Annotated in this window: 13 protein-coding genes; 6 read left to right on the top strand and 7 right to left on the bottom strand. The window is 65.8% G+C overall.

Going from position 1 to position 15,881, the window contains the following annotated elements; translation table 11 throughout:
* Window positions 1–664 precede the first annotated feature (664 nt).
* The 3 genes from LOC59_RS05255 to LOC59_RS05245 all read right to left on the bottom strand — a co-directional run bounded on the left by LOC59_RS05255 (window position 665) and on the right by LOC59_RS05245 (window position 3,697).
* Complete coding sequence (locus tag LOC59_RS05255) at window positions 665–1,462, bottom strand: MBL fold metallo-hydrolase (RefSeq protein WP_227894742.1); 798 nt, start codon at window positions 1,460–1,462, stop codon at window positions 665–667.
* Between the two features lies 1 nt (window position 1,463).
* Window positions 1,464–2,570, bottom strand: a complete 1,107-nt coding sequence (locus LOC59_RS05250) for a branched-chain amino acid aminotransferase (protein ID WP_227894741.1) — start codon at window positions 2,568–2,570, stop codon at window positions 1,464–1,466.
* Window positions 2,571–2,632: 62 nt separating this feature from the next.
* Window positions 2,633–3,697 carry a 3-isopropylmalate dehydrogenase gene (locus tag LOC59_RS05245; RefSeq protein WP_229970825.1) on the bottom strand — a complete coding sequence of 355 codons (1,065 nt, stop codon included), beginning with the start codon at window positions 3,695–3,697 and terminating at the stop codon, window positions 2,633–2,635.
* A gap of 216 nt (window positions 3,698–3,913) precedes the next feature.
* Between LOC59_RS05245 and LOC59_RS05240 the strand changes: the two genes are divergently transcribed.
* The 6 genes from LOC59_RS05240 (at window position 3,914) to LOC59_RS05215 (ending at window position 10,231) form a co-directional block, all read left to right on the top strand.
* Window positions 3,914–5,173 carry a sensor histidine kinase gene (locus LOC59_RS05240; protein ID WP_229970823.1) on the top strand — a complete coding sequence of 420 codons (1,260 nt, stop codon included), beginning with the start codon at window positions 3,914–3,916 and terminating at the stop codon, window positions 5,171–5,173.
* A 3-nt stretch (window positions 5,174–5,176) separates the two neighbouring features.
* Complete coding sequence (locus tag LOC59_RS05235) at window positions 5,177–5,893, top strand: response regulator (protein ID WP_227894738.1); 717 nt, start codon at window positions 5,177–5,179, stop codon at window positions 5,891–5,893.
* Between the two features lie 15 nt (window positions 5,894–5,908).
* Entirely contained in the window at window positions 5,909–6,223 is a 315-nt protein-coding gene (locus tag LOC59_RS05230) for an MmcQ/YjbR family DNA-binding protein (RefSeq protein WP_227915305.1), read from the top strand.
* Between the two features lie 69 nt (window positions 6,224–6,292).
* Complete coding sequence (locus LOC59_RS05225) at window positions 6,293–7,063, top strand: ABC transporter ATP-binding protein (protein WP_227894736.1); 771 nt, start codon at window positions 6,293–6,295, stop codon at window positions 7,061–7,063.
* A 3-nt stretch (window positions 7,064–7,066) separates the two neighbouring features.
* Window positions 7,067–9,586 carry an ABC transporter permease gene (locus tag LOC59_RS05220; RefSeq protein WP_229970821.1) on the top strand — a complete coding sequence of 840 codons (2,520 nt, stop codon included), beginning with the start codon at window positions 7,067–7,069 and terminating at the stop codon, window positions 9,584–9,586.
* A 135-nt stretch (window positions 9,587–9,721) separates the two neighbouring features.
* On the top strand, window positions 9,722–10,231 hold the full coding sequence (locus LOC59_RS05215; protein WP_229970820.1) for a hypothetical protein: 510 nt from the start codon (window positions 9,722–9,724) through the stop codon (window positions 10,229–10,231).
* A gap of 154 nt (window positions 10,232–10,385) precedes the next feature.
* Here LOC59_RS05215 and metG read toward each other — a convergent pair whose 3' ends face one another.
* The 4 genes from metG to serA all read right to left on the bottom strand — a co-directional run bounded on the left by metG (window position 10,386) and on the right by serA (window position 15,867).
* A complete protein-coding gene (gene metG / locus LOC59_RS05210; protein ID WP_229970818.1) occupies window positions 10,386–11,945 on the bottom strand; it encodes a methionine--tRNA ligase in 1,560 nt (519 codons plus the stop codon).
* 84 nt (window positions 11,946–12,029) lie between these two features.
* Complete coding sequence (locus LOC59_RS05205; protein WP_227894732.1) at window positions 12,030–13,397, bottom strand: FtsX-like permease family protein; 1,368 nt, start codon at window positions 13,395–13,397, stop codon at window positions 12,030–12,032.
* The gene (locus LOC59_RS05200) at window positions 13,394–14,107 is read right to left on the bottom strand and encodes an ABC transporter ATP-binding protein (protein WP_227894731.1); all 714 of its coding nucleotides are present in this window, start codon (window positions 14,105–14,107) and stop codon (window positions 13,394–13,396) included. Before LOC59_RS05200 ends, LOC59_RS05205 begins: the two co-directional genes overlap by 4 nt.
* A 164-nt stretch (window positions 14,108–14,271) precedes the next feature.
* Window positions 14,272–15,867, bottom strand: a complete 1,596-nt coding sequence (gene serA / locus LOC59_RS05195) for a phosphoglycerate dehydrogenase (protein WP_227915311.1) — start codon at window positions 15,865–15,867, stop codon at window positions 14,272–14,274.
* Window positions 15,868–15,881: the final 14 nt, after the last annotated feature.

The following is a 15,881-nucleotide window of genomic DNA, read 5'->3' as shown; positions in this document are numbered from 1 at the left end:
AGCACGCCGCCAGCGTTCATCCTGAGCCAGGATCAAACTCTCCGTAAATGTGTTACAGACACACAACCGGAGCCAAGGAAAATTGGCTGCACAGTCATGCACTAAATTCGAAACCAGCTAAAAAAGCTGCTCCAGCCCACGGGGTGGGCCGAACAGCCAGTTCAACCAATCAAAATAATTGGTATCAATAAACTTGGCACACTATTGAGTTCTCAAACAACAGGCGCATCCGGCCTACTCAGAAAAACCATTTCCGTTTCCGGTTGATTCTTTTTCTTTTCGCATCGCTGCGGTGTTTCATAATTCTATTTCATCGATCCGGTTTTAGCAATTCGGCGGATTTCCGTGGAAATCGTTTCGAACCGGTCAAACCATCACTCCGAACCACACGAAAGCATCCGGATTATTTTCCGGCTGATTTGTGTGGGTTTTGTTTCCGTTCCGACCATTTCCGGTCGGTGGCAACTCGCTCTACTTTACACACCCCGGGCAGTTCCCGCAACCTGGCAGGAATGTGTTTCCCTGCACGGCTCCGGTTGCCCTGATGTGCGCTCCCCCGGTCCCGGGTTCCCCGTTCTTCCGTGGAAGCGATAATCCATTTTAGGGAGTGCAGCGCCCCTCGATGCAAGTTCTGCAGCGGTGCCGGTGATCACATGCCTCCCGCTCAGCCGGCAACGCGCAGATACTCCAGCTGTGCGGCGACTGAAAGCTCTGCTGCGCCCCTCACCGCTGCGGGTACATCCGCATAGACAGCGTCGGTGACTTCCTGCACGGAGGCATCGGCGCCAAGGTCCTCGAGCGCAGCCCGGATCTGGGCCAGGCGTTCATCCCGGTGGTCCCGGTACGTCAGGACGACGGACTCCAGGTTTTCCAGGTCGGCTCCGTGCGCCGGCAGGACTGCAGCCGGGCCCAGCGTGCCCAGCTTCTCCAGGCTGGCCATAAAGTCCTGCAGGGTACCGTCCGGGTAATCCAGAACAGTGGTGCCGCGTCCCAGGATGGTGTCCCCTGTCAGGACGGAACCGTTGGTGCCGTCTTCCGGAAGGAAGAAGCACACCGAGTCGGAAGTGTGTCCGGGTGTAGCAAGGACCTGGATCCTGGTACCGCCGGCCTGAATTGCCTCACCGTCGCGCAGCGGCTCGCCGCCGAAGCAGAACGCAGGGTCTGCCGCCCGCACCGGTGCGCCGGTCAGTTCATGGAACCGCTGGGCACCTGCGGTGTGGTCGGGATGCCGGTGCGTAATCAGCACCAGCTCAACGTCTCCGGACGCGGCCAGAGCCGAGAGGTGCAACTCATCCGCGGGTCCCGGGTCAACAACCACAGTGGATCCGCCCTCGACCGCCGCGATGATGTAGCTCTTGGTGCCGTCCAGGCTCATGGGCCCGGGGTTGTCGGCCAGCCGGTACCGGGCAAGCGGTGTGCTGCGCACGATTTCGCCCGGCGCCGGCTGAGCCGAAGCCGCCATCCTAGGCAAGCCGGGTCAGCCAGCCGCGGGTGTCCTCCACGGCGCCGGTCTGGATACCCAGGAGTTCCTGGCGGATGCTCATGGTCACGTCGCCTGCAACGGCCTCCGGGGAGCCGATGGTCTCCGTCTCGGACTTCAGTTCGCCCACGGGCGTGATGACTGCGGCAGTACCGCAGGCAAAGACCTCAGTGATTTCGCCGGAGGCGACGCCGTCGCGCCATTCATCGAGAGTGATCTTGCGTTCTTCGACCTGCAGGCCCCGGTCACGGCCGAGCTGCAGGACCGAGTCCCGGGTCACCCCGTGGAGGATGGTGCCCGAGAGCGCCGGGGTAACCAGCCGGCCGTCCTTGAACACGAAGAACACGTTCATGCCGCCGAGCTCTTCAACTGCGTTGTCGTTGAATTCGTCCAGGAAGAGCACCTGTTTGCAGCCGTGGGCCTCGCCTTCCATCTGGGCGATCAGCGATGCCGCATAGTTGCCGCCGCACTTGGCTTCGCCGGTTCCGCCGCGGCCGGCGCGGGCGTACTTGGTGGAAAGCCAGATCGAGACGGGCTTCAGCTCGCCGCCGAAGTAGTTTCCGGCAGGCGAGGCGATGACCCGGTACGACACCTCGCGTGCGGGGCGGACGCCCAGGAAGGGTTCCGTGGCGATCATGAAGGGGCGCAGGTACAGCGACTCCCCGTCACCGGAGGGAACCCATTCCCGGTCAACCGCGGCCAGCTGGCTGATGGACTCCAGGAACAGTTCCTCCGGCAGTTCCGGAAGGGCAAGGCGCCGGGCCGAAGCGTTCAGGCGTGCAGCGTTGGCCTCGGGGCGGAACGTCCAGATGGAACCGTCAGCGTGGCGGTAGGCCTTCAGCCCTTCGAAGATTTCCTGGCCGTAGTGCAGGACAGCTGCGGCCGGGTCCATGACGATGGGGCCGTACGGCTCAATGCGCGCGTTCTCCCAGGCACCAACGCCGGTATCATCCGCCCGGTAGTCAATGACGGCGGTGTGGTCCGTGAAGTGGTTTCCGAATCCCGGATCCGCCAGGACCGCTGAGCGCTCCTCTTCGGACTTGGGCTGGGCGGATAGCTTCTGGGTGAACTCCAGAGCGCTGACAGACATTATTCCTCCACGGTGAACGGCCGTGCCGTTCGACGTTCCTATTGATCGGGTCACTGTTGAGCTTATGACACAGCTGCGGCGATCGCATCGCCGATTTCCGCGGTGGTGCGCGTATTTCCTGCCCGGGACGCGACGTCGGACTCTACCGCCTGCTCCACCCGCTCGGCTTCGGCGTCGAACCCGAGGTGGTGCAGCATCAGGGCTGCGGAAAGGATGGCAGCGGTCGGATCGGCCTTCTGCTGGCCAGCAATGTCCGGGGCGGAGCCGTGGACCGGTTCGAACATGGACGGGAAGGTCCCCTCCATATTGATGTTGCCGGAGGCAGCCAGGCCGATTCCGCCGGTGACGGCGGCGGCGAGGTCGGTGATGATGTCACCGAACAGGTTATCCGTGACGATCACGTCGAACCGGGACGGGTTGGTGGTCAGGAAGATGGTGGCGGCGTCGACGTGGAGGTAGTCGGTCTCGACGTCCGGGAAGTCCGCCGCAACGGACTCGAAGGTGCGCTTCCAGAGGCTGCCCGCGTAGACCAGGACATTGTGCTTGTGTACCAGGGTGAGCTTCTTCCGCGGGCGTTCGCTGGCGCGCCGGAACGCGTCGCGCACCACGCGCTCGACGCCGTGGGCGGTATTCAGGGATACCTCAGTGGCAATTTCGTGTTCGGTTCCGGTGCGCAGGGATCCGCCGTTGCCGACGTAGGGACCCTCGGTGCCTTCACGGACCACGATGAAATCGATATCGCCGGGGTTGGCGAGCGGGCTGGCAACCCCCGGGTACCGCTTGGACGGGCGCAGGTTCACGAAGTGGTCGAGGCTGAACCGCAGCTTCAGCAGCATCTCGCGCTCAATCAGGCCGGAGGGCATCTGCGTGTCTCCGGGGGCAGCGCCGACCGCTCCGAAGAGGATCGCGTCGTGGCCCTTGAGCGCCTCGAGAGTTTCATCGGGAAGGGTTTCGCCCGTCCGGAGCCAGTGTTCGGCGCCGAGCTGGTACTCCGTCAGCTCGAACCGGGCGGGTCCGTCCTGCGTCACTGCCTTGAGGACCTTGACGGCCTCGGCAGTAACCTCAGGACCAATCCCGTCACCGGGAATGACGGCCAGGGAAATAACCTTCGACGCTTCTTCGCTCATACGCCAATTCTAGGAACTGCGTCCATATAGCGGTCAAGGCGTATCACATAATGAGACGCACGACGGCGTGACACCGTCCGCGCCGTCCGTCCAGGTGCGGTGCGCAACAGGGCGAGGCGGATGGGCTCGCACCGTTCCTGGGCGCAGGGGGCGGCCCCCGACTTCAACCCACGGCATGAGGCCAAGGCGCACCGGCACCCCCTAAAGTTGTTGTTCATGCTCCTGCACCAACGAATCTATGCCTGGATGCAGGCCAACCCGTTCAAAGTGGATCTGGCCGGTGCAGTTCTGGCCACCTTGGTTTTCGCCTTTCCGTTCCTGCTCGGCGGCTCCGGCTCGCTGGTCGAGTTTGCCCTCTCCGCAGCCATCACCATGCCTCTCGCCTGGCGGCGCACCCGCCCCGTGCCGGCAGCTGCCGTACAGGCCGCTGCGTGCCTGATCCAGCTCCCCGCGGTCCCGGTCACCGGGCTGTTTGCGGACATCTTCGTCCTGCCCATGGTGTACGCGCTGGCCGCCTACGCACCGCGATGGGCCAGTCTGGCAGGCCTGCTGCTGGCCATGGTCGGCGGTGTGCTTTTTGTCCTCCAGTACTTCTTCCTGCCCTCGCTGCAGGGCGGCGCCCTGACCATGCAGCTGGGCGGGACAGCCATAGCGGTCTATCTGGTTGGCATCGTCTCCATCGAAGCGATCGTGCTGGTCTGCTGGACGCTGGGCGACCTGGCGCGCACCCGCCGCCTGGCCATGGAGTCCCTTCGCGACCGGGCCCGGCGCCTGGAAGTAGAGCGGCAGCAGGAACGGGACCTGGCAGCAGCGGACGAGCGCACACACATCGCCCGGGAAATGCACGACATCGTGGCGCACTCCCTCTCGGTGATCATCACGCAGGCCGACGGCGCCAGGTATGCGAGCGCAGCGAACCCGGACATCGCGGTCTCGACGCTGGGCACCATCGCCGAGACCGGGCGCGGTTCGCTCCGGGAGATGCGGCGCCTGCTGGGGGTCCTGCGGGGGGATGAGCATTCCTCCACCCGCCCGCTGCCTACCCTCGCGGACGTCGGTGATCTGGTGGAAGGCGTCAAGCGCGCCGGACTGGACGTACAGGTCAGGACGGCCGGTTCCATGCGCCGGGCGCTGCCGGCAGGCGCTGAGCTGACGGCCTACCGCGTGATGCAGGAATCCCTGACCAACGTGCTCAAGCATGCCGGCCCCCAGGCCCGGGCATGGATGGATCTCGAATGGACGCCCCGCGGCCTGGCACTGACAGTCCAGGACGACGGCCGCGGTGCCGGAGCCGACCAGTCCCCCGCAGCCGCTTCCAGCCTCCCTGATGGATTGGCCTCGCAGACCCCCGGCCCCGGACAGGGCATCAACGGAATGCGCGAGCGCCTGGCCCTCTACGATGGAACGTTGGAGGCCTCCCCCGTACCCGGAGGCGGCTTCCGCGTCGCCGCATTCATTCCCTACACGGAGGCTTGATACATGAGCACCCCCTCCCCCGGAGACGGGGAAGCAGTTCCTATTCGGGTCGCCCTGGTCGATGACCAGCAGTTGGTCCGCGGCGGCTTCAAGATGCTGGTCAACTCCCAGCCGGACCTCACCGTGGTGGCAGAAGCCGGGGACGGCGCAGAAGCCGTCCGGATCCTGGGACAGGTGAGCGCCGACGTCGTCCTGATGGATGTGCGCATGCCCGGGTTGAACGGGATCGAGGCCACCGAACGCATCCTGGAACGAAGCGGCCGGGGCGACGGTGAAACTCCGGTCAAGGTCGTCGTCCTGACAACCTTCGACCTGGACGAGTACGCCCTCTCCGCTATCCGGGCCGGTGCCAGCGGCTTCCTGCTGAAGGATGCCCCGCCGGAGGAACTGCTGGAGGCTATCCGGACTGTTTACCGCGGAGATGCGGTGATAGCGCCGTCGACCACCCGCCGCCTGCTGGACCATGTGGCACCCATGCTGCGCGAACCCACTCCCGAGGTCAGCCGGCACGCGGCAAGCGTGGAAACGCTGACTCCCCGCGAGCGCGAGGTGTTCACGCTCATTGCCGGCGGACTGTCCAATCCGGAAATTGCCGCCAAGCTGTTCCTTTCCGAAGCGACGGTCAAGACGCACGTCGGACACATCCTGGCGAAACTGGGAGCCAGGGACCGCGTGCAGGCTGTTGTTATCGCCTACGAGACCGGTATCGTCGCACCATAACCCAGGAGGTGGCCCATGGCTTCGGTGAACGACGTCCGTTCCTTCTGCCTGTCCCTGCCGGGCGTCACTGAACGCCGGAGCTGGAACCAGCCGGCGTGGTTCGCCCGCACGCTAATGGCCAGGATGTGGGAAGACGGCGTGCTCACCGTCAAGACCGGGGAACGTGAGGCCCTGGCTGCGATGAACCCGGAAACCTACTACTGGACCCCGCACCACAACCGGTCCCCGCAGCTGATCCTGGCCCGGCTGGCGCACGTGGACAGGGACGAACTCCAGGAACTGCTGCTTGAGTCCTACCGGCTGGCGGGTTCCCTTCCACCCACGGGATGAGACTGCGGCTGGAATAACCCGCCCGTTCTCCGATGCGGGTGCATGACCCCGGGCCGTAGCGTTGCAGGCATGACAACCCTTACTGAGCATTCCGCTGTTCCCGGCCCCGGCAGCTCCACGGCTGCCGCCGCCGCGCTGGCACTGAACAAGACCTACGGAAAAGGCGACACCGCCGTCCACGCGCTGCGCAACGTCGATGTGAGCTTTCAAACCGGGACCTTCACCGCCATCATGGGCCCCTCCGGCTCCGGCAAGTCCACGCTGATGCATTGCCTGGCCGGCCTGGACTCAGCTGACTCAGGCCAGATCTGGATTGGCGGCACGGAGATCACGTCCCTCAAGGACGCGGAGGTCACCCGCCTGCGCCGCGAGAGCGTCGGCTTTGTCTTCCAGTCCTTCAACCTGGTCCCCACGCTCACTGCCGAGCAGAACATCACCCTTCCCGTCGCCCTGGCCAATGGAAAAACGGATGCCGCCTGGCTGCAGGAAATCACCCGTACGCTCGGTCTCGAGGGCCGCCTCGCGCACCGGCCGCATGAGCTCTCCGGCGGCCAGCAGCAGCGCGTGGCCGTGGCGCGGGCCCTGCTGACCCGCCCACACGTGGTGTTCGCGGACGAGCCCACCGGCAACCTCGATTCCCGCTCGGGTGCCGAGGTGCTTTCCCTGCTGCGCCGTTCCTCCCGTGAAATGGGACAGAGCATCATCATGGTGACCCACGATCCCGTGGCCGCATCCTATGCAGACCGCGTGGTCCTGATGAACGACGGCGAGCTGGTAGGCGAACTCTCCCAGCCCACACCCGAGAGCGTACTGGCAGCCCTCACAAAGCTGGGGGCGTAAGCCGTGCTGCAGGTAGCCCTGGCGCAGGTGCGCCTGAACGCGCGCCGGTTCATCGCCGTCGCCGTGGCCGTGACGATCGCCGTCGGCTTCCTCACCGCCACATTGATCATCAACTCCTCCTCGAAAGCGTCCCTGACCCAGAGCGTTGGGCAGTCCTTTCGGAACGCAGACCTGGTGGTCTCCGCGAATTGGGACGAGGTAGCCGAATCGTTCCCCGTCCTGGACGACAGGATCGCAGACCTGGCCCGCAATACGGACGGAGTTGCTGATGCCTACGCGGTCCGGGATGCTTCGGTAAGCGTCCGTGACGGGAACGGTACCTCCTATGCGCAGCTGTCGAACATCCCGGCTGACGCTTCCCTGCTCCCGGTCGGCGTCGTGCAGGGCAGCTTGCCGGCACAGGCCGGTGACGTGGCGGTTGACCAGCAGACCGCCGACCGCCGGGGTATCACCCTCGGCTCGGTGCTGCCGGTGGCCGCAACCATGGATCCCGCGGAAGATGCCCCCGAAGCGGAACTGACTGTGACAGCACTGGTTGAGTCCTCCGTGGACCCGTCAATGACGGGGGCGGCACAGCTGTACGCAGTGGACACAACGGTCCTCGAGTACGCTGACGCCGAGCGCGGCTACAGCAGGATCCTGCTTGCCCTCGGCGACGACGCCTCCGGCGCTTCCGTACAATCCTCCCTCTCCGACGCACTTGCCGGTGCGGGCATCAGCTCCGTTTCGGTGCGGACCGTTGAGGAAGAAACCACCGAGCTTATGGCCGGCCTCACCGACGGCCAGGACAGCCTGACCGTTATCCTGCTTGCCTTCGCAGCGGTCGCCCTGCTGGTCTGCGCCCTGGTCGTTTCGAACACTTTCTCGGTGCTGGTGGCCCAGCGCACCCGCGAGCTGGCCCTGCTGAGGTGCATCGGCGCCGGCCGGTCACAGATCCGCCGTTCCGTGCTCGTCGAAGCACTGCTGGTGGGGATCGTGTCCTCCGTCGCCGGTGTGCTGGCGGCGGTGGCCCTGGTGGGCGGAATCGTCGCTTACCTGCAGACCCTTCCGGAAAGCGGTTTCGCTACCCTCTCCGTTCCGCCGTCGGCAGTTGCCGCAGGCTTCGCTGCCGGCGTCATCCTCACTGTCCTTGCTGCACTGGTGCCTGCCCGCGCTGCTACCGCCGTCGCTCCGCTGGCCGCCCTGCGCCCGGCCGAGGACGTCCGCGCCGGTACCCGCAGGGGACGCGTCCGGCTGGTTTCCGGGCTGCTGCTGATTGCGTCCGGCGCTGCACTGCTGGCCTTGGGCGCCACCGACGGGGACCTGATCATCGCGCTTCCCGGAGGAATCCTCAGCTTCGTCGGAATCCTGATGTGCTCCACGCTTTTCATCCCGCCGCTGGTCCGCGCTGTTGGTTTCCTGGCCTCACCCTTGGGTGTTCCAGGCAAGCTGGCAGCCGTCAACGCAGTGCGGAACCCGCAGCGGACGTCCGCGACCGCCTCGGCCCTGCTGATCGGCGTCACGCTCGTAGTCATGATGATGACAGGTGCCGCCACCGCCAGGAGCGCCTTCGACGACACACTCGCCGGCGAGTTCCCAGTGGACGTGACCGTCCGCGGAGCCATACCCGTTGAGTCGCCGTTCACCGGAAACGACGCGGCTGCCGCTGCCGCGGTGGAGAACGTGGAACAGGCAGCGTTCCTGCCGCTCGCCGGGCTGTTGGGCAGCGACGGGGAAGAAACCCCCGTCTATTCCCTTGATGCCGCTGACAGCTCCGTCCTGCTGGATGCCTCCATGGTCCCGGTGGACGGTGCCATCATGATGCCCCAGGGAACAGAGGCACAAACCGTCACAGTGCGGGGAGCCGCCGGGGACGTGGAATTGGACGTAGTGACTTCGTCGAGCCGTTCCTTCCCCGCCCTCGTCTCAGCCGAGACGGCCCGGACGCTGGGCGGTGTGCCGGAGCAGCAGACACCGGAGCGCTTCCAGCCGCAGCCGCTGCTGTGGCTTGCCGTTGCCGATGGCCTGAACACCTCGCAGATCCTGGAACTCCAGTCGGCGCTTGCCGAGGCACTGAACATTGAGGAATACCAGATCATGGGTTCCGTCATCGAGCGGGCCGCCTACGAGCAGGTGATCGATGTCCTCCTCATGGTGGTCACGGGACTGCTGGGAGTCGCCGTCGTTATTGCCCTGGTGGGCGTGGCCAACACCCTTTCCCTCTCTGTGCTGGAACGCACCCGGGAATCCTCCCTGCTGCGGGCCCTGGGACTGACTAAACGCCAGCTGCGCGGGATGCTGGCGCTGGAAGCCGTGCTGATCGCGGGTGTCGCCGCGTTGTTCGGGATCGGACTCGGCGCGGTGTACGGATGGCTGGGTGCCCAGTCCGCGCTTGGTGCCTTCGCCGATGTGGCTCCGGTCCTGCCTTGGGCACAGCTGGGCGGTGTGCTGGCGGTGGCCCTGGTGGCCGGACTGGGGGCCTCGCTGCTTCCGGCGCGGCGGGCAGCGCGCCTGTCCCCCGTGGCCGGACTGGCAGCAGACTAGCCGCATCTGCGGCAAGCGCGGGGCGGTGTCCATTGGACGCCGCCTCGCGTTTTGTCCGTTGGATCTGCAAAGATACAAAGCACACTGACAATCCCGGCGCCACGCCGCCGTACCGGAAGCAGAGAAGGAGCCGCAATGCCGCAGACAGCGACCGGGAGGACACCCCGTCACGAGTCACTGGCCGCCTACCTGGATGACCACCTTCTCGCCGCCGAAACCGGGGTCAGGCTTTTCAAGGCAGCCCGGAAGACGTGGGAGGGCACGGAGCACGAGTTGGTCTTTGCGCAGCTTGTCGAGCAGATCTCCGATGAGCGGGACGAGCTGGAAACGCTCATCCTGGCCCTTGGCTATCAGCGCAGCCAGATCAAGAAGGCCCTGGCATGGGTCGGGGCTGCCGTCGGCCGGACGGGCCCGATCAATCCGCTCAGCACAGGCAGGGGCCCCACCGGACAGCTGGAGCTGGAAACCCTGCAGGCGATCGTACGTGCCAAGGAATGCCTGTACCGGACGCTGCTGGTGCTTTCGGCCCACGACCACCGGTTCCATGCCCCGCGGATCCGCGAGATGCTCGAGCTTGCCCAGCAGCAGCAGGATGCCGTCGCGAAGGTCATGGAGGAAACCGTTCCCGCCCGTTTCCTCACGTAGGCCCCCCCGCCCAAAAAAACCGTCGAGAGGGCCCGTTCGGCCCCGGTTGGCCGGCACACCGGCCCGCAACGGCCGCGCGCCGCCGCCCCCCGGGGGCGCCCCCCCACCGGCCCCGCCCGGCCCCCCTCGACGGTGATGAAGGGGGTCGGCGGTGTTACTCCGCGGGTTCCTCGAACTTGGGGAAGATCGGTGCCGGCGCCGGAAGGGGCGTCCCGGCCACCAGCGGCGTGCCCAGGGCAGCGAACATGCGGGCGTCGCCCTCAGGCTGGCCCAGGACGTCGAGCAGCTTGCCGGCACTGCCCGGCATCACCGGCTGGATGAGGATGGCAACGATCCGCAGCACTTCAAGGGTCACGTAAAGCACGGTGTTCATGCGTTCGACGTCGGTCTTCCGCAGCACCCACGGCGCCTGCTCCGCGAAGTAGGCGTTGGTGTCGCCCAGAACCTTCCAAGTCGCCTCAAGGGCGCCGTGGAAGTCCTGCTCGTCGTAGGCTTTACGGGAAGTTTCCAGCAGGCCGCGGGCAGCGGAGAGCAGCGCCTCGTCCTCGTCGGTGAAGTCCCCCGGCTGCGGGACAGCCGCGCCGCAGTTCTTGGCCACCATGGACAGCGACCGCTGGGCCAGGTTGCCCAGGTTGTTCGCAAGGTCGGAGTTCATCCGGCCCACCACGGCGTCGTGGCTGTAGGAGCCGTCGCCGCCGAAGGGCACCTCGCGCAGCAGGAAGAACCGCACGGAATCGAGTCCGTACTGGTCCGCCCATTCCTTGGGCGCCACCACGTTGCCCAGCGACTTGGACATCTTCACGCCCTTGTTGTGCAGGAAGCCGTGGATCATGACCCGCTTGGGCAGTTCAAGCCCTGCGGACATCAGGAAGGCCGGCCAGAAGATGGCGTGGAAGCGGGAGATGTCCTTGCCGATCACGTGGACGTCTGCCGGCCAGTACCTCTTGAAGGTTTCGCTCTCGGTATCGGGGAAGCCGACGCCGGTGAGGTAGTTGGTCAGGGCGTCCACCCACACATACATCACGTGGTCCGGGTTCCCCGGCACGGGAACGCCCCAGTCAAAGGTGGTGCGGGAGATCGAAAGGTCCTCCAGGCCTCCCTTCACGAAGCTAATCACTTCGTTGAAGCGGGAGCGCGGGGCGGCGAACTCCGGCTGGGATTCGTACAGGGCCAGGAGCTTGTCCTGGTAGTTGGAGAGGCGGAAGAAGTAGCTTTCCTCCTCCGTCCAGGTCACTTCGGTGTCCGTCTCCTTGGAGTAGCGGATCCCGTCTTCGCGGACTTCGGTTTCGTCTTCGCTGTAGTACGCCTCGTCGCGTACGGAGTACCAGCCGGAGTACTTGGAGAGGTAGATGTCCCCGTTCTCCTCCATCCGCTTCCAGATCGCCTGCGCAGCGGCGTAGTGATCGGCGTCGGTGGTGCGGATGAACCGGTCGTAGGAGGTCCCCATGTCCGCTTCCATCTGCTTGAAGGCGGCCGAGTTGCGGTCCGCGAGTTCCTTCGCGGTAATGCCTTCCTTATCCGCGGACTGCTGCATCTTCAGGCCATGCTCGTCTGTGCCCGTCATAAAGAACACGTCGAAGCCGTCGAGCCGCTTGAAGCGGGCCATGGCGTCGGTAGCGATGTGCTCGTAGGCGTGCCCGATGTGGGGTTCGCCGTTGGGGTAGGAGATAGCGGTGGTGATGTAGAACGGGGTCTTGGAATCGGAAGAAGTCACATAAGAAAATTACCCTGTTTCCGCAGTCCTTGTCGCTTTGTGCCCTCCGGGCCCAGGAGGCCCGGAGGCACAGGACTGTCCCGGTCAGTCGGTTCCGCCGTCCAGTACCGCACTAAGCACCGGACCGGTGGTAGCAAGTCCTGCCCGCACCAGCCCGATTCCGGCCGCAACGGACCCGGCCAGGAATGCCATGGAGACCGGAGCGAACAGCAGGGCCGCCCCCGTCAGGGGGAACAGCAGCGCCGCCGATACCGCAGCGGACCCGACGCTGACCAGGAGCACCGGCTGCATAACGGCTCCGATCCGCGCGGAGTCAATCACGTCCCTGGGCATGCCCATCCGGTCCAGGCTGCGGTACAGCTCTGCACGGTCCAGGACCGTTGCGGCCTGGTTGATGCCGGCCGAGCAGGCCACCATCAGGAATCCGGCGATGACGGTGATGAAGACACCTGTCATCACGTCCTGGAGCAGGAAGTCTTCCGGGCCCTCGGCCTGCGCGGTCTGCAGGAGGGCAGCGCCGGCTCCGACAATGACCGCTGTGAAGCAGACCATGGAGAGTGCACTGACCTGCCGCCAGGCGGCTTTGGGTGCGTCCAGCACAATGCGGGCGGCAAGCAGTGCCTGCGGTGTTTTGGCCCGCCGCAGCCGCCACTTGGCGGAACTGGCTACCAGCCAGGGACCGACCAGGTTCAGGACGGACATCCCGGCGGCGAACACACCGAAGATGATCACGATGCCTATGACGGGTCCGGCGCCGGGGATTATCAGGGCCAGGATGCAGACGCCGACGACCGCGGCTGCAATGCCTGCGCGTGACCAGTGGACCTTCTGTGCAGCGGAGCGGGTGCGAACTCCCAGTGGAGAAATCACTACCCGGCGCAGGCTGATAACGGAACTGACGACGGCGAGGATCACCACCGCTGCCACGGCCAGGGCTCCCGCAAGCGGATGCAGCCAGTAGGCCGAGCCGAGCGGAGCGCCGCGGAAATGGATGAGCGCAACGAACGGCGCAAGGACCAAGTAGCCGGCTACTCCCGCCACCGCTCCTGCAAATGCCTGAACAGCAGCCTCCACGACTGCCACCCGGCGCACCGTTTGGGCGGAGGCGCCGAGCAGCCGCAGGGTTGACAGATGCTCATCACGGCGCCGGGCGGAGAGCCGTGCTGCCGAACCTCCCAGGGTGAACAGTGGCAGCACCAGCAGGATGAGCGCGAAACTGGCCAGGAGCAGGTAGAAGTCGCCTTCCTCGTCTCCCCATTGCAGGAAGGACAAGGCGCCGGCAAGGACGGTAAGCAGCAGCGTGGTGACCACAGCGAAGGACGCCGCCGGCAGGACCCCAGCAGTCCGTCCGGATGTGCCGGGCCGGTTCAGCAGCCAGACAATGCGCAGCGGAACGTCCCACCCGGAGCTTGCAGCCCGGGCCACTATGGAAGGGGCGTACTGCGCACTCATCGCAGGATCCCGGCGGCGCCAGCGGTGTCAGCCACGATCCGGCCGTCAGCCAGGGTGATGGTCCGCCCGCACCAGGCAGCAACTGACGGATCATGGGTAACAACAACCAGCGTCTTGCCGGCGTTGACGGTTGACTCCAGCAGCACCTGCATAACCTCCGCGGAGGTACGCGAATCCAGCGCACCGGTAGGTTCATCGGCAAACAGGACCTGGGCGCCGCTGACCTGGGCGCGGGCAATGGCAACCCGCTGGGCCTGGCCGCCGGAAAGCTCACCGATCCGGCGCTGCTCCATGCCGGCCAGGCCAAGCCGTGCCAGCCAGGCCGCCGCTGAATCTTCAGCAGCGGCCCGCGGAACGCCGTTGAGCATCAGGGCCATCGCAACGTTCTCCCCGGCGGTCAGCTCTGGGATGAGCAGTCCCTGCTGGAACACAAAACCAAAGTCCCGGCGCCGCAGGAGCGAACGGCCGGCGTCGTCCAGGGTAGTGATATCCCCCTGCACGGAGGGGAGCCGCAGCAGCACCGAGCCGCTGTCCGGCAGGACAATTCCGGCCAGGCAGTGCAGCAGGGTGGTTTTGCCGGAGCCGGAGGCACCCATGACGGCCACCGACTCCCCCGCCCTGATCAAGGCTGATACCCCGTCAAGCGCAGTGGTGCTGCCGTAGGTTTTTCTCAGGTTGTGGGCGCTCAGGACAGGCGTATCTGCAATCATGCATCCAGTCTCCGCCGGCAGGCCCGGTCAGCGCGTCGGCTTCCGGCATGAACCCGGTTCCGGCGCCGTCGTACTGCGGGTGGAGGCCGGGATCCGCGGGGTACCTCCCCGGATGCACAGAAGGCCGGCCCCGCCGGGACCGGCCTTCCCCAACCCGCAGCAGGTTAGTCCTGCAGGTCCACTTCCCGTGCCACGGTTGCACCGATGGCGTCGCGGACGGACTCAAGCACGTCCTGCGGCACGGAGGAATCCACCGTCAGCAGCGACAGAGCCTGGCCGCCCTCGGAGTTGCGGGCCACCTGCATGCCGGCGATGTTGACGTCTGCTTCGCCCAGGATCCGGCCCAGGGCACCGATGACGCCGGGACGGTCCTGGTAGATCAGCACCAGCAGGTGTTCGCTGATCGGGATTTCCAGGTCGTAGCCGTTGACGCCGACGAGCTTCTGGATCTGCTTCGGGCCGGTCAGCGTGCCGGAGACCTCCAGCTGGGTGCCGTCGGAGAGCGCGCCGCGGATGGTGAGCAGGTTGCGGTAATCATCGACGTCGGGCGTGGTGATCAGGCGGACGGCGATGCCGCGCTGTTCGGCGAGCACCGGAGCGTTCACGTAGGAGACCTGCTCCGAGACGATGTCCGTGAAGATGCCCTTCAGCGCTGCCAGTTCCAGTGCCTTGACGTCCAGGGACGCGATCTCGCCGGCCACCTCGATGTCGATGGCGGTCACGGAGTCGGAGGACAGCGCAGTGAAGATCCGGCCCAGCTTCTCGATCAGCGGGATACCCGGGCGGACGTCCTCGGCGATCACGCCGCCGGCGACGTTTACGGCGTCGGGCACCAGTTCGCCGGCAAGTGCCAGGCGGACCGACTTGGCGACCGAGATTCCGGCCTTCTCCTGGGCTTCGTCCGTGGAAGCGCCCAGGTGCGGGGTCACGATGACGTTGTCCAGTGCCATGAACGGCAGGTCGGTGCTGGGTTCCTTGACGAAGACGTCGACGCCGGCGCCGGCGATCTTGCCCTCGGTCAGGGCCGTGTACAGGGCTTCTTCATCCACGAGGCCGCCGCGGGCGACGTTGATGACGTAGGCGGTGTCCTTCATCTTCTCGAACGCTTCGGCGCCGAGCATGCCCAGGGTTTCGGGGGTCTTGGGCATGTGGATCGTGACGAAGTCCGACTGCTCCAGCAGCTCGTCCAGGGTGACCAGCTTGACGTTCAGCTGGGCGGCGCGGGCGGAGGTGATGTACGGGTCATACGCCAGGACCTCGGTGCCGAAGCCCTGCACGCGGGCGGCAACCAGGGCGCCGATGCGGCCCAGGCCGATGATGCCGACCTTCTTTTCGAACAGCTCGGTGCCGCTGTACTTCGAGCGCTTCCATTCCCCGCCCTTGAGGGCGTTGGAGGCCTGCGGAATGTGGCGGGCCAGGGAAAGGATGTGGCCTACGGTCAGTTCAGCGGCGGAAATGATGTTCGACGTCGGTGCGTTGACGACCATGACGCCGGCCTGGGTGGCCGAACGGATGTCAACGTTGTCCAGACCCACGCCGGCACGGGCAATGACCTTGAGTTTCTTGGCAGCCGCAATCGCTTCGGCGTCGACCTGGGTGGCTGAGCGCACCAGGATAGCGTCGACGTCCTCAATGGCGGACAGCAGCTGGGAACGGTCTGCTCCATCGGTCTGGCGGATCTCGAAATCGGGGCCGAGGGCCTCAACCGTGGCCGGGGAGAGTTCCTCCGCGAGGAGTACTACTGGTTTGGTGGCAGTCACCGATGACCTCTTTA

This window comes from Arthrobacter sp. zg-Y916 (assembly GCF_020907385.1).
GTDB lineage: Bacteria > Actinomycetota > Actinomycetes > Actinomycetales > Micrococcaceae > Arthrobacter_B > Arthrobacter_B caoxuetaonis.
Note: the sequence above shows the minus strand (reverse complement) of the source record. Positions and strands in the feature narration are given on the sequence as shown.

Excerpts from the sequence above, each read along its gene's own strand:
- LOC59_RS05200 (WP_227894731.1), bottom strand. The coding sequence starts at position 14,107 with ATGATTGCAGATACGCCTGTCCTGAGCGCCCACAACCTGAGAAAAACC.
- LOC59_RS05245 (WP_229970825.1), bottom strand. The coding sequence starts at position 3,697 with ATGAGCGAAGAAGCGTCGAAGGTTATTTCCCTGGCCGTCATTCCCGGT.
- LOC59_RS05215 (WP_229970820.1), top strand. The coding sequence starts at position 9,722 with ATGCCGCAGACAGCGACCGGGAGGACACCCCGTCACGAGTCACTGGCC.
- LOC59_RS05235 (WP_227894738.1), top strand. The coding sequence starts at position 5,177 with ATGAGCACCCCCTCCCCCGGAGACGGGGAAGCAGTTCCTATTCGGGTC.
- LOC59_RS05225 (WP_227894736.1), top strand. The coding sequence starts at position 6,293 with ATGACAACCCTTACTGAGCATTCCGCTGTTCCCGGCCCCGGCAGCTCC.
- LOC59_RS05240 (WP_229970823.1), top strand. The coding sequence starts at position 3,914 with ATGCTCCTGCACCAACGAATCTATGCCTGGATGCAGGCCAACCCGTTC.
- LOC59_RS05255 (WP_227894742.1), bottom strand. The coding sequence starts at position 1,462 with ATGGCGGCTTCGGCTCAGCCGGCGCCGGGCGAAATCGTGCGCAGCACA.
- LOC59_RS05205 (WP_227894732.1), bottom strand. The coding sequence starts at position 13,397 with ATGAGTGCGCAGTACGCCCCTTCCATAGTGGCCCGGGCTGCAAGCTCC.
- LOC59_RS05230 (WP_227915305.1), top strand. The coding sequence starts at position 5,909 with ATGGCTTCGGTGAACGACGTCCGTTCCTTCTGCCTGTCCCTGCCGGGC.
- LOC59_RS05250 (WP_227894741.1), bottom strand. The coding sequence starts at position 2,570 with ATGTCTGTCAGCGCTCTGGAGTTCACCCAGAAGCTATCCGCCCAGCCC.